11 protein-coding genes are annotated in these 15,284 nt (G+C 62.6%); 8 read left to right on the forward strand and 3 right to left on the reverse strand.

Annotated elements, in window-relative coordinates; genetic code table 11:
- Positions 1 to 3: 3 nt before the first annotated feature.
- The 3 genes from EN850_RS06865 to EN850_RS06875 form a co-directional block, all read right to left on the reverse strand.
- Complete coding sequence (locus tag EN850_RS06865) at positions 4 to 3,135, reverse strand: efflux RND transporter permease subunit (RefSeq protein ID WP_136090886.1); 3,132 nt, start codon at positions 3,133 to 3,135, stop codon at positions 4 to 6.
- Positions 3,132 to 4,292, reverse strand: a complete 1,161-nt coding sequence (locus EN850_RS06870) for an efflux RND transporter periplasmic adaptor subunit (RefSeq protein ID WP_127869931.1) — start codon at positions 4,290 to 4,292, stop codon at positions 3,132 to 3,134. Before EN850_RS06870 ends, EN850_RS06865 begins: the two co-directional genes overlap by 4 nt.
- 202 nt (positions 4,293 to 4,494) lie before the next feature.
- The gene (locus EN850_RS06875) at positions 4,495 to 5,319 is read right to left on the reverse strand and encodes a MurR/RpiR family transcriptional regulator (protein WP_135865649.1); all 825 of its coding nucleotides are present in this window, start codon (positions 5,317 to 5,319) and stop codon (positions 4,495 to 4,497) included.
- Between the two features lie 146 nt (positions 5,320 to 5,465).
- Between EN850_RS06875 and EN850_RS06880 the strand changes: the two genes are divergently transcribed.
- The 8 genes from EN850_RS06880 (at position 5,466) to EN850_RS06915 (ending at position 15,273) form a co-directional block, all read left to right on the forward strand.
- Positions 5,466 to 6,284, forward strand: a complete 819-nt coding sequence (locus EN850_RS06880) for an N-formylglutamate amidohydrolase (protein WP_135929331.1) — start codon at positions 5,466 to 5,468, stop codon at positions 6,282 to 6,284.
- A gap of 19 nt (positions 6,285 to 6,303) precedes the next feature.
- Positions 6,304 to 7,917 (forward strand): amino acid permease, encoded by a 1,614-nt coding sequence (locus EN850_RS06885; RefSeq protein WP_135929330.1) that lies wholly within the window; start codon positions 6,304 to 6,306, stop codon positions 7,915 to 7,917.
- Between the two features lie 96 nt (positions 7,918 to 8,013).
- The gene (locus EN850_RS06890) at positions 8,014 to 9,384 is read left to right on the forward strand and encodes a glutamine synthetase family protein (RefSeq protein ID WP_135929329.1); all 1,371 of its coding nucleotides are present in this window, start codon (positions 8,014 to 8,016) and stop codon (positions 9,382 to 9,384) included.
- 192 nt (positions 9,385 to 9,576) lie between these two features.
- A complete protein-coding gene (locus EN850_RS06895) occupies positions 9,577 to 10,965 on the forward strand; it encodes an aldehyde dehydrogenase family protein (protein WP_135929328.1) in 1,389 nt (462 codons plus the stop codon).
- A 16-nt stretch (positions 10,966 to 10,981) separates the two neighbouring features.
- Positions 10,982 to 12,154, forward strand: a complete 1,173-nt coding sequence (locus EN850_RS06900; RefSeq protein WP_127279063.1) for an iron-containing alcohol dehydrogenase — start codon at positions 10,982 to 10,984, stop codon at positions 12,152 to 12,154.
- Between the two features lie 243 nt (positions 12,155 to 12,397).
- Complete coding sequence (locus tag EN850_RS06905) at positions 12,398 to 13,504, forward strand: ABC transporter substrate-binding protein (RefSeq protein ID WP_127869925.1); 1,107 nt, start codon at positions 12,398 to 12,400, stop codon at positions 13,502 to 13,504.
- A gap of 66 nt (positions 13,505 to 13,570) precedes the next feature.
- Positions 13,571 to 14,485 (forward strand): ABC transporter permease subunit, encoded by a 915-nt coding sequence (locus tag EN850_RS06910; RefSeq protein ID WP_127869924.1) that lies wholly within the window; start codon positions 13,571 to 13,573, stop codon positions 14,483 to 14,485.
- Positions 14,482 to 15,273 (forward strand): ABC transporter permease, encoded by a 792-nt coding sequence (locus tag EN850_RS06915; RefSeq protein WP_135929327.1) that lies wholly within the window; start codon positions 14,482 to 14,484, stop codon positions 15,271 to 15,273. The genes EN850_RS06910 and EN850_RS06915 overlap by 4 nt, the downstream gene beginning before the upstream one ends.
- The last annotated feature ends 11 nt before the right edge of the window (positions 15,274 to 15,284 follow it).

Consider the following 15,284-nt stretch of genomic DNA (forward strand, 5'->3'; position numbering starts at 1 on the left):
TCTCTATTCCGCCGGTTCCACATTGGTGTAGGCGGCTTCCTCGAGTTCGCGCTTCAGCCGCGCTTCCTCATGGGTCTTCGGCGTGACGAAGCGGCCAAGCAGGAGATAGGCGACCGGTGTCAGGAACAGCGTCGAGACGGTGGCCAGGCCAAGCCCGCCGACGATCACCCAGCCGAGCGCCACGCGCGCCTCCGCGCCCGCGCCGGCGGCCAGCACAAGCGGCACACCGCCAAGTATGGTGCAGATCATCGTCATCATCACCGGCCGCAGGCGAATGGTGGAGGCCTGCTCGATCGCTTCGCGCACGCCCAGGCCGCGATCACGCAGCTGATTGGCGAATTCGACGATCAGGATGCCGTTCTTGGCCATGACGCCGACCAGAAGCACCAGGCCGATCTGGCTGTAGGCATTGAGGCTGGTGCCCGACAGCAGCAGCGCGAAAATGGCGCAGGCAAGGCCGAGCGGCACTGTCGCCATGATGATGACGGCACTGACGAAACTCTCGAATTGGGCGGCCAGCACCAAAAGGATGATGATCAGGGCGAAGCCGAAGATGGTGACCATGGCGCTGTTGGTTTCGCCCAATGTGGCGGCTTCGGCCAGCGGCAGGATGCGGCTGCCGGGCGGCAGGAGCGGCGTGGCGATCTCCTCGGCACGCGTCAGCGCATCGCCAAGCGCGAAATTGCTTGAGAGGTTGGAGGTGATTGCCACCGAAGGCTGCTGCTGTTCGCGCGACAGCGACGGCGGCACGGCGCGCTCGGTCAGCGTGGCGATGGTCGACATCGGCACGAAGCGGCCATCCGCCGTCTTGAGGAAGACATTTTCCAGATCGGTCGGGTCGTTGATCGGATTGGTGGTCGAGACCAGCTTCACGCCGTAGCTGCGGTCGGCGATGTAGACATCGACGACGTCGTTGCCGTCGAGCATGGCTTGCATGGTGTTGGCGAGCCCGGATATGTCGATGCCGAGGTCGGAAGCGCGCTCACGGTCGATGGCCACGGCCAGCTGCGGCTGCGTCGGGTCGATCGACAGGCGTGGCGTCTGGAAGCGCTGATCCTTCTGCATCTCGGCGATGATCTTGACCGCCGCATCGCCGAGCGCCTTGCGATCGTTGCCGACCAGAGCGAACTGCAGGCCGTTGCCGGCGCCGCGGATGCCGAGACTGTTGGGCTGGACCGGGAAGATGCGCACGCTGGGCACCTGTTTGGTCAGCTGGCTGATCTCGGCCATGATCTCCTGCTGGCTGCGGCTTCGCTCGTCCCACGGCGCCAGCGTCATCACCATGAAGCCCGAGTTGTAGGAACCGTTCTGGCCGGCGTTCTCGAAGGTCGAGCGAATCTCGCCGGAATCGCGCATCGGCTGGATCAGCCGCTCGATCTTCTGCATCTGCTGCGTGGTGTAGTCGAGGCTGACGCCTTGCGGGGCGTTGATGCGCAACAGCACGGCGGCGCGATCCTCGGTGGGCGTCAGTTCCTGGCGGATCGTGCCGAACAGCGTGAAGGCGATGCCGGCAAACAGCACCGCGACCAGAACCACGATCCACGGCGCGTCGAGACATGCATGGAGCGCACGCTTGTAGCCGGCATTGAGGACGCCGCCGATGCGCGCGCCGATGCCGTGGCCACCTTCGTGGTGAAGCGACGCGCTGGTCAGCATCCGCGAGGCAAGCATCGGGCAAAGCGTCAGCGCCACCACGCAGGACAGAAGCACCGACATCGCAAGCACGAAGCCGAATTCGCGGAACAGGCCGCCGGTCTGTCCCGGCAGGAACGAGATCGGTACGAAGACCGCGACCAGCGTCAGCGTGGTGGCGACGACGGCGAAGAACACTTCCTGTGCGCCGAGCACGGCGGCCGCGCGCGGCCCCATGCCCTCATTGCGCCGTCGCACGATGTTTTCCAGCACCACGATGGCGTCATCGACGACAAGGCCGGTGGCCAGCACCAAAGCGAGCAGCGTAAGGATGTTGATCGAGAAGCCGGCCAGATAGATGGCGGCTACGGTGCCGATCATGGCGACCGGCATCGACAGGCCCGGGATGAGCGTGGCGCGCCAGTCGAGCAGGAAGACGTAGATGACGATCAGCACCATGGTGACCGACAGGCCGAGCGCGATCTCGACCTCGTGCACGGCACCCTTGACGAAGACGGCGTCGTCGCTGGTGATCTTGATCGACATGCCGTTGGGCAGGTTCGCCTGCAGCTTGGCGACGGCGGCCTGGACGCCGGTCGAAATGTCCAGCGTGTTCGATTCCGCCTGCCGGATGATGCCGATGCCGATGCCGGTCTTGCCGTCCGAACGCAGCGTGGTCTGGCCGACATCGGGGCCGAGCGTGACGGTCGCGACATCGCGGATGCGCGTCGTGCCGCCGATGATGATGTTTTCGAATTCCGCAGGCGTCGTCACGTCGGCCGTGGTGCGGACGATCAGGTCCTGGTTGGTCGTGGTGATCGACCCCGCCGGGGAATCGAAGGCGACGGAGGCGAGCGCCGCCCTGAGGTCGGCGACCGTGAAGCCAAGGCTGGCGAGCTTGTTCTGGTCGACGTCGATGCGGAAGATCTTGTCGCGGTCGCCATAGACCTGGACGTCGGCGACGCCCGGGACGGCGGCCAATTCGTCCTCGATCTGGTCCTGTACCACCACCGTCATGTCCTGGATCGACAGGGTGTCCGAAGTCACCGCCAGCCGCATCACCGCGTCGGAATTGGCGTCGGCCTTGACGATGCGCGGTGGATCGGCCGTGTCCGGCATCTGGTTTGCAACGCGGCCGACGGCATCGCGCACATCCGAGGCGGCGACGTTGAGGTCGACACCGTCGTTGAACTCGATGGTGACACGGCTCGATCCGAATGAGGAGGATGATGAAATCGACTTGACGCCGGAGACGCGAGCGACGGCGCCCTCGATCGTGTCGGTCAATTCGCGGTCGACGGTTTCGGCCGCCGCCCCCTCGAAGGTGGTGGAGACCGTGACCACGGCACGATCGACGTCGGGCAATTCGCGGATCTCGACGCCGTAGAAGGCCGCAAGGCCGGCAACCGCAATGAGGACGTTGAGCACGAAGGCCATGACCGGCCTGCGGATGAACAGGGCGGTGAAGCCGGTATCGCTGCCGGCGTTGACGGGTCCGGTCATGAGCCTTCCGCGGCGGTGGCGGCGCGCTGCTCCTGGCCGGCGATGCGAACCTCGCCGCCTTCGCTGACATTTTGGGTGCCCTCGGTGACAACCATGTCGCCGCGGCTGATCTCCGCGTCGATCAGCACGGTTTCGGTGTTGCGCTGGATGATGCGAACCGGCAACCGCCTGGCCTTGCCGTCCTCGACCTGCCAGACATAAGCACCGTCCGATCCCCACAGGATCGCCAGCGGGCTGACGGCGGGATAGGTCTCGCCGGGGAATTTCATGGTGATGGAGAACGACATGCCGGCGCGCAGCGAGTCGGCCGGGTTGGCGATCTTGGCCTTGACCAGGAGGGTGCGGCTCTTTTCGTCGATATGATTGTCGATCGCCGACACCGTGCCGGTATAGGCGTTGCTCTGATTGGCGATCGGCGTCGCCGTCAATTGCGCGCCGACCTTGACGGCGGCGGCGAAGCGTTCGGGCACCTGGAAATCGACCAGGATGGAGGACCGGTCGTCCAGCGTGGCGATCGCCGACTGGTTGGTCACGTAGTTGCCGGCCGAGATCGGCAGGATGCCGACGGTGCCCGATATCGGCGCCAGGATCGAGCGACGCTGCAGCGCAAGCTCGGCATCCTGAAGCGCCAGCTTGGCGCCGGCCAGCACCACTTCGGCATCGGCGACCGCGACCGGCGTGGCGGCGTTGGAGGCGCGCAGCGACTTGACGCGGTCGAGCTTGGCTTGTGCGTCCTGCAAGGCGAGCTTGGCCCGGTTCTGGGCAATGATCTCCGTCTCGGAATCGAGCGTGGCGATGATCTGCCCCTTGTCGACATGGCTGCCGGATTCGACCAGCAGATCGGCAAGGCGGCCCGAACTATAGGGATTGACGGTCACCGAGGCATTGGCGCGGCCGGTGCCGATCGCCTGCAGGCGGTCGTTGATGGTGGCCGTGCCGGCAGGCAAGGCGACGACGTCGACCTGCCGGGGGCTATTGCGATTGCCAGCCTGTCTCGCGCCGGCCGCACTGTTTCCGGCCGGAGGCGTCGCCGCATAGGCCCAGTCTATCCCCCAACGCGCCAGCACTTCGGGAGCTCCGGGATAGAAGCGCGCCCAGGCAGCCGCAGCGACGACCACGATCACAAGCGCAACGACAATTTGCTTTGAGGTGCGCATCGACACTCCGGTTTCCAGGAATCGTCAGCCCCTTCCCGAAGGAGCGGCACAGCGACGGTACGGGCGGGCGGCGAAATCCGGCCACGCCGCACCTCGCATATCAGCGGTTTATGGCAATTATCACGCGATCGTGCACATTAAATCTCGGTAACGTGAAGTCGGGACACCCCGTCGGGACGGATGCGATTTGGCCGGGATCCGCCTAACGCAGGCCTTCCATCTCGCGGATGCGCCGGGCGCCGTCGGCCTCGAGTTGTCTTGTGACGGCGCCGATCAGCGTTTCGGCGACGACGAAAAGCGCCGCCGAAGAATCCCATGCGGAAGGCACGGCGGTTCGTCCGGCGATGACATGACGGGCAAAGCGGGCGATCGGCGACAGCCATTGATCGGTGAACAGTACGATCTGAACGCCGCGCTGGTGCGCCTTCTCGGCGAAGCGGACGAGGCTGTCCTGGTAGCGCCTGATGTCGAAGATCACCAGCACGTCGCGCTTGCCCATGTCGATCAACCTGTCGCGCCACATGCTCTCCTGTCCGGCGAGGTGAAAGACATCGGGCTGGATGACGGCGAGGTGGGCGGCCATGTAGCGCGCCAGGGGATCGGTGAAGCGGCCGCCGATCAGAAATGTCTTGCCGCGCCGCTCGGCAAGCCTGGTGGCAATGTCGGCAAGCTGCTTGTCGGACAGATGCCGGAAGGTCTCGCGCATGTTGTCGAGCGTCGCTTCCAGCATTGGCGATCCGGTGCCGCCGGGCGAGGGCGGATTGAGTGTGCGGGTTGCCGGCGACTGCAATTGCGCCGCCAGTTCATCCTGCAGGCTCGACTGGAATTCCGGATAATTCTGGAAGCCGAGCCGGGCGACGAAACGCAGGATCGTCGGCGAGGACACGCCGGCAGCCGCCGAGAACTCGGCGACCGTCTTCAGCCCGATCATCGGGTAGCTGGCGATCAGCGTCTGGGCCGCTCGTCGTTCGCCGGCGGGCATGGTGCCGATGCGGTCGGCGATCAATTCGGCAATGTTGGAAATCATGGTTTTCCCCACCCTTGGCCCGGCCGATGGTCTTTTCCCCAGATCGCATTTGACAAAGCCGGACAAACTGTATGAAATCATCCGTAGGGACGCAATGAGGCAAAATACGTAACATACGATACAGCGCTCCTCGGGGACGGCAGAGTATGGAGAAAGCACGGCCCGCCAGCCCTGCATCGTCTGATACCGTGGGGGTGACCAACCCCGGCGGATCGAGCCCCTTCGTACTGACCTGCGACCACGCTTCCAATTTCCTGCCCGCCGAATTCGGCACGCTCGGCCTCGCGGCCGAGGACCTGTCGCGCCACATCGCCTGGGATCCCGGCGCGCTGCCGGTTGCGCTGCGCATGGCGCAGGCGCTCGACGCGACGCTGGTCGAAACCCGCATTTCGCGGTTGATCATCGACTGCAACCGGCCGCTCGATGCGCCGGACCTAGTGCCGCCGGTCAGCGAAACCACAGCCATACCGGGGAATGCAGGCCTTTCGGACAAGCAGCGTGCGCAGCGCGTCGCCTTGTCATGGCAGCCATTCCACGACACGATTGCGGGAATTATCGAAGACAGGCTGGCGCGCGGCCAGGAGACCCGGCTAGTCTCCGTGCATTCCTTCACGCCGGTTTACAAGGGCCGCAACCGGCCGTGGCATATCGGCATCATCCATGACGAGGATCGCCGGTTGGCGGCGCCGCTGATCGGCGCACTGCAGCGGCTTGCCGGCGTCACCGTCGGCGTCAACGAACCCTATTCGCCTGCCGATCGCGTCTATTTCACGCTCGAACGGCATGCGCGCTCGCGCGGGTTGTCCTGCGCGATGATCGAAATCCGCAACGATGAAATCTCCGGCGAAACCGGGCAGCGGAAATGGGCGGATCTGCTCACGGGCATTTTTTCGGATCTGGAACCAGAGGAGGCCACGCGGCCCAGATCGCATTCAGTCAGAAAGTCAGTCCAATCGGCCAGCTGAAAATAACAGGGGAATCAAAATGGCAGCACCAGGTCAAATAGACATCGACAAGTCGGAGGACGTAAAAATCCTTCACAGCATGGGCTACGCCCAGGAACTATCCCGGCGGATGGGGGCGTTCCAGAGCTTTGCCATCTCGTTCTCGATTATCTGCATCTTGTCTGGCGGATTCGGATCATTTCCGATCGCGCTTTCGACGGGCGGCCCATTCTCGTTGACCATCGGCTGGATCATCGGCAGCGCGTATGCACTGATCGTCGCCGCCAGTCTCGGCCAGATTGCATCCGCCTATCCGACGGCAGGCAGCCTGTACCACTGGTCGTCAATTCTTGGCGGCCGATTCTGGGGCTGGGCAACGGCCTATGTCAATCTCCTCGGGTTGCTGTTCGTCATCCCGGCTGTGAACGTGTTTCTCTATCTCATCACCCGGGATTTGTTCTTCGGTTCGGTGCTCGGCTGGGACGTTTCCGGCTGGGGGATGGGGACGCAAATTGGTTCAGTCGCTGTCATCACCGCGGCGCAAGCCCTGCTGAATCATTTCGGCATCAGGCTGACGACCATTCTGACGGATTTTTCCGGTTATCTGATCCTCGCCGTCACCGTGATCCTGATCGTCATGTTTTTGATGGCGGCGCCGAGCTTCGATATCAGCAAGGCATTCACTTTTGTGAACAACACCGGAGCTCCCGGTGGCGGCGTTTCGCCGCAAACGGGTCCGTTGATGGCGATCATCATCGGCCTTCTCTATCCGCTGTTCACCATCACCGGCTTTGATGCTTCCGCGCATACGGCGGAAGAAACGGTCAATGCCCGCGACACCGTGCACAAGGGCATGTTGCATTCGGTCTTCTGGTCCGGCGTGTTCGGTTTCGTGCTGATCCTTGTCATGATCATGGCAATCCCGGATCTGAATGCCGCCGCCGCTTCGGGCTGGAGTTCCTTCAACAATCTCTTCATCGCTGCCATCATGACGTCGTTCATCGGCAAGTTGATGCTGATCGGCGTGATCATCTCCAACTTCCTTTGCGCATTGGCCGCCGTGACCTCCACCTCGCGGATGATCTATGCGTTTGCTCGTGACGGCGGTTTGCCATTCTCCGGCGTGCTGAGTTCGGTCAGCCCGAAGTACCGCACTCCGGTGGCGGCGATCTGGTTCTCGGCCGTCATGGCAGTCGTGCTGACCGCGGTGACGACGCCGCTCAACGCCTTTGCCGCTCTCTCCACCGGCTGCGCGATGTATCTCTACATTTCCTACGCCATGCCGATCGTCGCCGGCTTCTTTGCCGAAGGCAAAACCTGGACAAGCTTCGGCAGTTTCCGCCTTGGCGGCCTGTCGAAAGTTTTCGCTGTCATCGTCATGATCGGCACGGTTCTGGTCACGATTGGCGGTCATGCCTTCGTCGTGTCCATTCCCAGCTCGCCGGGCGACGCCGCGGCCAATCCGCCTGTCCCTGCCTCGGACTTTGTGCCGGGTCTTTGGTACTATTCGGTCGGCTTTGCGATCATCCTGGCAATTCTCTGGTTCGCCATTGAAAACCGCCGCTTCCAGGGTCCGCCCATCGGCGAGGCGGCAATCGCCAAGCGCAAGGCAGTCATCGCAGCTGCCGAAAAGGCTGTCGGCGAAACTGCCTAAGCAACAAGCCAAAGCCGTGGCGAGTTCTCTCGCCACGGCTTTTGCACTCGTTCAATGTGACAAGCCCGAAACGACAAGCGCTGGAGTGCCAAAGGAATGGCCGGAAATTTCTCGTTCGATCAGTTGAAGAAAGCGGTCTCCAGCGGCGAGATCGACACGGTGCTCGCCTGCATCGTCGACATGCAGGGGCGGCTGGCGGGAAAACGGTTCCTGGCGCAGTACTTCGTCGATTCCGCGCATGACGAAACGCATGGCTGCAACTATCTCCTGGCCGCCGACATCGATATGGAGCCGGTGCCCGGCTACAAGGCGGCGAGCTGGTCGAAGGGCTATGGCGATTTCGTCATGAAGCCGGACCTTGCCACGCTGCGGCGCATTCCGTGGCTGGAAAAGACCGCGTTGGTGATCTGCGACGTGCTTGACCACCACACCCATGACGACCTGCCGCATTCGCCGCGCGCGATCCTGAAGAAGCAGGTCAAGCGGCTGCAGGAGCGCGGTTATATCGGCTACTTCGCTTCCGAGCTCGAATTCTATCTATTCAACGAGACCTACGATTCCGCCCGCAAGAAGCACTGGCAAGGTCTCGACACCGCGTCGCCCTATATCGGCGACTACCAGATCGGCATCACCACCAAGGAAGAAGGCGTCATGCGCCGGCTTCGCAACGAGATGGAAGCCGCCGGCATTCCGATCGAGAATTCCAAGGGCGAGTGGGGTCCGGGCCAGGAAGAGATCAACGTGCGTTATGCCGAAGCGCTCGACATGGCCGACCGCCACGTCATCCTGAAGAACGGCGCCAAGGAGATCGCCGAGTCCGAAGGCAAGGCGATCTCCTTCATGTCGAAGTACAATTACGGGCTCGCCGGCAATTCCAGCCACATCCACAATTCGCTGTGGAGCGCCGACGGCAAGACGCCGCTGTTCTTCGACAGACAAGCCGACTGGACCCTGTCCACGCTCGGTCAGCAATGGGCGGCGGGACAGTTGAAGTACGCCAAGGAATTCACCTGGTTCCTGGCGCCCTACATCAACTCCTACAAACGCTTCCAGGCCGGCACCTTCGCGCCGACCAAGATCATGTGGAGCGAGGACAACCGCACCGCCGGCTTCCGCCTGTGCGGCGAAGGCACCAAGGGCATCCGCATGGAATGCCGCATCGGCGGCGCCGACCTCAATCCGTATCTTGCCTTTGCAGCCCTGATCGCGGCCGGGCTGGCCGGCATCGACGAGAAGCTTGAACTGCAAAAACCTTTCGTCGGCGATGCCTACCAGGCTTCGCGCCTGCCGGAGATCCCAAAGACGCTGCGCGATGCCACCGAGACGCTGGCCAAGTCGAAGATGCTGAAGCAGGCGCTCGGCGAGGATGTGCTCGAACACTATGTCCACACGGCAAAGTGGGAACAGTTCGAATACGACCGCCGTATCACGGATTGGGAACTGCACAGGGGGTTCGAGCGGTACTAGATTGCCACGACGTTAGCGCCGTCCCTCACCCTTACCCTCTCCCCGTGAAGAACGGTGAGAGAGGGATGCCAGCGCTGGAGCGTTTCCCTTCTCCCCGTCGCTACACGGGGAGAAGGGTGCCGGCAGGCGGATGAGGGGCAGCGCCAAGCCATGTGATTTTTCGATTGTTACAGAAGTGCGAGGACTTAAACGATGACCGAAACGGTCAAACTGAAATCTCCCATCGACGGCTCGATCTATGCCGAGCGTCCGGTCGCGACGGACCAGGCGATCAATGCCGCGGTCGAGCGTGCCAAGGCGGCGCAGGAGAAGTGGGCGCAGACGCCGATCGTCGAGCGCGGCAAGTACATGCTGGCGATGCTCGAAGCGCTGGTTGCGAAATCAGACGAGATCGTGCCGGAGATCGCCTGGCAGATGGGGCGTCCGGTTCGCTATGGCGGCGAGTTCGGCGGCGTCAGGGAGCGCACCACTTACATGGTCGAGATCGCCGAGCAGGCGCTCAAGTCCGTGCCTGCCTCCAATCCCAAGGACGGCTTTCGGCGCTACGTGAAAAAAGATCCGCTTGGCGTAGTCATGGTGATCGCGCCCTGGAATTACCCCTACCTGACCGCCGTCAACACCATCGTGCCGGCCCTGATGGCCGGCAATGCCGTCATCCTGAAACATGCGGCGCAGACATTGCTGGTCGGCGAACGCTTCGCGCAGGCTTTCGAGAAGGCGGGTCTGCCCAAGGGCGTGTTCCAGAACGTCGTTCTCAATCACGCCCAGACCGAAAAGCTGCTCGGCTCGGGCAAGATCGACCATGTCAATTTCACCGGATCGGTCGCAGGCGGCCGTGCCATTGAAAAGGCGGCGGCAGGCACCTTCATGACGCTTGGCCTCGAGCTCGGCGGCAAGGACCCGGCCTATGTGCTGCCCGATGCAAAGATGGACCATGCTGTGGCCAACCTGGTCGACGGCGCCTTCTTCAATTCCGGCCAGTGCTGCTGCGGCATCGAACGCGTCTATGTGCACGAAAAGGTCTATGATGAGTTCGTCGAGGGCTTCATCGCCGAGACGAAGAACTATGTCGTCGGCAATCCTCTGGAACAGGCGACGACGATGGGGCCGATGGCGCAGGCGCGCTTCGCCGACCTGATCCGCGAGCAGAAGGCCGAGGCGCTGCGCAAGGGCGCGGTGGCGCACATCAACATGAAAGTGGCCAACGACCAGGCAGGCTCGCCCTATCTGGCGCCTGAAGTGCTAACCGAAGTCGATCATCAGATGAGCGTCATGCGCGAGGAAAGTTTTGGCCCGATCGTCGGCATCATGAAGGTGCGCAACGACGATGAGGCGATCGCGCTGATGAACGACAGCGCCTATGGCCTGACCGCCTCGATCTGGACACGCGACACCGAGCACGCGGTGGCGATCGGCGACCGGGTCGAGACCGGCACGGTGTTCATGAACCGCTGCGACTATCTCGATCCGGCGCTGGTCTGGACCGGCGTCAAGGACACCGGCAAGGGTGCCGGGCTGTCGGCCATCGGCTACGACAATCTGACGAGGCCGAAATCATTTCATCTGCGTGAAGCCATCTAATTTTCGAAAGACAAAAATGTCCAAGCTCATCTCCAAATGGAACTACCCCACCACAGTCCGCTTCGGCGCTGGCCGCATCAAGGAACTGCCGGAGGTGCTGGCGGCCACCGGCATCAAGCGGCCGCTCTTCGTCACCGATCCGGGGCTGGCCAAGCTGCCGGTCGTCGCCACGACGCTCAGGATTCTCGACGACGCCAAGGTGCCCTATGGCGTGTTCTCCGAGGTGAAGCCGAACCCGGTGGACTCCAACCTCACCGCCGGCATTGCGGTGTTCAAAAAGGGCAAGCATGACGGCGTCATCGCTTTCGGCGGCGGCTCGGCGCTCGACCTCGGCAAGCTGATCGCCTTTCAGGCCGGTCAAGTCAGGCCGGTTTGGGATTTCGAGGATGTCGGCGACTGGTGGACGCGCGCCAATTCCGACGCCATCGCTCCGATCATCGCGGTGCCGACCACAGCTGGCACCGGCTCGGAGGTCGGACGCGCTGGTGTCATCACCAACGAGGAGACGCATACCAAGAAGGTCATCTTCCATCCGAAGTTATTGCCGGCGATCGTGATCGCCGATCCGGAGCTGTCGGTCGGCATGCCTTCTTTCATCACCGCCGGCACCGGCATGGATGCACTCGCCCATTGCCTCGAGGCCTATTGCGCGCCGGGCTATCATCCAATGGCTGACGGCATCGCGGTCGAAGGTGTGCGCCTGGTCTTCGAAAACCTGCCGAAGGCCTATGCCAATGGCAAGGACCTTGTCGCCCGCGCCCATATGATGAGCGCGGCGGCCATGGGCGCCGCGGCCTTCCAGAAGGGGCTGGGCGCCATCCACTCACTGTCTCATCCGATCGGCGCGCTCTACGACACCCACCACGGCATGACCAACGCCGTGTTCATGCCCTATGTGCTGGCCTTCAACCGCGACTCCATCGAGGAGCGTATTGCCCGGCTCGCCGCCTATTGCGGCATCAAGGGCGGTTTCGACGGCTTCGCCAAGGCTGTCATCAAGCTGCGCAAGGAATTGAAGGTGCCGCACGCACTGCCGGGCCTGATCAAGGGGCTCGACATGGACAAGAAGCGCAAGGGACTGATCGCCGACATGGCGGTGGTCGATCCGACGGCCGGCGGCAACCCGGTCAAGCTGACCAAGAAGGCCGCGCTGACACTGCTCGAAAACGCCATCGCCGGGACGGTCTGAGGCCGGTTCCGGGGGGGCGGAAGTTGATCGGGAAACGAGGGGAAAGGAAAGGGGAAGGGCGAAAGACGGGCGGATTAATGATTAGCCGGAAAATTAAGTGATGGCTAATTGCTACAGCCTGTTAAAAAGAGTTAACTTTTCGCGCTGCTGACGGCTGGTTTCACAAAGCTTTCATCTGGCTGTCACACGAAAACGATACCGCATCGCAGGCGTCCAACGGCGCCAGTTCAACGGAGAGAACACATGTTCAAATTCACGGGGAAGGTGCTTTCCCTTTCGGCCGCGACCCTGATGGTGTCGTCGGTGATTTCGTCCGCGGCTTCGCTGGACGATCTCGTCAAGGCCGCGAAGGCTGAAGGCCAGCTCACCACCATCGCTTTGCCGCATGACTGGTGTGGTTATGGCGACGTCATCGCCGGCTTCAAGGCGAAATATCCGGAAATCACCATCAACGAGCTCAACCCGGACGCCGGTTCCGGCGACGAAGTCGAGGCGATCAAGGCCAACAAGGACAACAAGGGCCCGCAGGCTCCCGACGTCATCGACGTCGGCCTCTCCTTCGGCCCGTCGGCCAAGAAGGATGGTCTGATCCAGGCTTACAAGGTGTCGACCTGGGACTCGATCCCCGACAGCGCCAAGGATGCGGAAGGGTTCTGGACCGGCGATTATTACGGCGTGCTGTCCTTCCAGGTGAACAAGGATCTGATCAAGGAATCGCCGAAGGACTGGGCCGACCTCCTGAAGCCGGAATTCGCCAACTCGGTAGCCCTTGCCGGTGACCCGCGCGCCTCGAACCAGGCCATCCAGGCGGTGTATGCCGCTGGTCTGTCGTCTGGTGCGGCCGCTGGTGAAGCTGCCGGGACCGCCGGCCTCGACTTCTTCAAGAAGCTTAACGCCGCCGGCAATTTCGTGCCGGTCATCGGCAAGGCCGCCACGCTCGCCCAGGGTCAGACCCCGATCCTGATCACCTGGGATTACAACGCGCTCGCCGGCCGTGACACACTGAAGGGCAACCCGCCCGTCGACGTCGTCGTGCCGAAGACCGGTGTGGTCGCCGGCGTCTACGTGCAGGCGATCAGCGCCTTCGCGCCGCATCCGAACGCGGCCAAGCTCTGGCTGGAATACCTTTATTCCGACGAAGGCCAGGTCGCCTGGCTGAAGGGCTATTGCCACCCGATCCGCTTCAACGATCTTGCCAAGAACGGCAAGATCCCGGCGGACGTGTTGGCCAAGTTGCCGCCGGCCGAGTCCTATGCGGCCGCGGTGTTCCCGACGCTCGACGAGCAGGGCAAGGCCAAGGAAGCCATCACCAAGAACTGGGACGCCGTTGTCGGCGCCAATGTAAAGTAAGACTTGAAATCCACCGGGCGGCTTCACGGCTGCCCGGTTTTTCCTCTTGAAGACGGTAGCCGGCGCATGACCGATCTCTCATTTTCCGATCACGCTGTTGCCGGAAAGACCGCGCCTCCCGCCGAGGCGCGTAGCCTCAAGCTGCCGACGCAATGGCTCGGCGTCGCGCCGTTCTTCATCTTCGCCATCATGTTCCTGATCCTGCCCACGCTCTACCTGATGCTGGGCGCGTTCCAGAACGATGCAGGTGAGTTCACCTTCGAGAATATTGCGGAACTGGCGCAGCCGTCGATCGTCGCCGCCTACTGGATTTCGATCAAGGTCAGCCTGGCCTCGTCGCTGATCGGCGCTTTTGCTGGGCTGGCGATTGCCATCGCCATCGTGCGCGGCGGCCTGCCAGACTGGATTCGCTCGGCGACACTCACGTTTTCCGGCGTCGCCTCGAATTTTGCCGGCGTGCCGCTGGCCTTCGCCTTCCTCGCCACGCTTGGCCGGCTCGGCCTTGCGACGGTGATCCTGAACACCCTGTTCGGCCTCAACATCTACGCACACGGCTTCAACATCCTGTCGTTCTGGGGCTTGACGTTGACCTATGTCTATTTCCAGATTCCGCTGATGGTGGTCATCATCGTGCCGGCCATAGATGGGTTGAAGAAGGAATGGGGCGAAGCCGCCGCAACGCTGGGCGCGACCATGTCGCAGTACTGGCGCATGGTGGTCATTCCGGTGATCTGGCCGAGTTTCCTCGGCACCGTGATCCTGTTGTTCGCCAACGCCTTCGGTGCCATAGCCACCGCCTATGCGCTGACCGGCTCGTCGCTCAACATCGTGCCGATCCTGCTCTATGCCCAGATCCGTGGCGACGTGCTGCACAATGCCCATCTCGGCTATGCCATAGCCTTCGGCATGATCCTGATTACCGGTCTTGCCAATGTCTTTTACATCTGGTTCCGCACCCGCTCCGAGAGGTGGCTCAAATGAAGGCTGGCAGGTTCTGGGCCTGGCTCGTCTTTGCGCTGGGCGCGGCCTATTTCTTCATTCCGCTGTTCGCGACGGTGGAGTTCTCCATGCGCATGCGGCGCGGCGTTTATTCCTTTGACGCCTACAAGGTTGTACTGGGCGACGCACGCTTCCAGGCGACGTTCGGCTATTCGGTGCTTGCCGCCGTCTTCACCATCGTCCTCGGCGTGCTCATCGTGGTGCCGGCTGCCTACTGGATACGGCTTCGCCTGCCGCAGCTCCGGCCGATCGTCGAATTCATCACGCTGCTGCCGCTGGTGATCCCGGCCATCGTCATCGTCTTCGGCTATATCAGGATGTATGGCTCGAATTCACCGCTGCCGTTCCTGGCTACCGACACGGGCACCAATGCCTTGCTGGTCATCGGCTATGCGACGCTGGCGCTGCCCTATATGTATCGAGCTGTCGATACGGGCCTCCGGACCATCGATGTGCGCACACTAACGGAAGCGGCGCAGATCCTGGGCGCCGGTTGGGGTACGATCATAAGCCGCGTCATTCTGCCCAACGTGCTGATCGCCGTGTTGTCGGGCGCGTTCCTGACGTTCGCGATCGTCATCGGCGAATTCACCATGGCGAGCCTGCTCAACCGGCCGGCCTTCGGCCCGTATCTGCAGAACATCGGCGCCAACCGGGCCTATGAGCCGGCAGCCCTTGCCATCATTGCCTTCGCCATCACCTGGGGTTGCATGTCGCTGATCCAGATCCTGTCCCGCTTCGCGCCGAAATCGGCGAACCGCCCGAATTGACCTGAGAGAAA

The organism is Mesorhizobium sp. M8A.F.Ca.ET.207.01.1.1 (genome assembly GCF_004794715.1).
Lineage (GTDB): Bacteria > Pseudomonadota > Alphaproteobacteria > Rhizobiales > Rhizobiaceae > Mesorhizobium.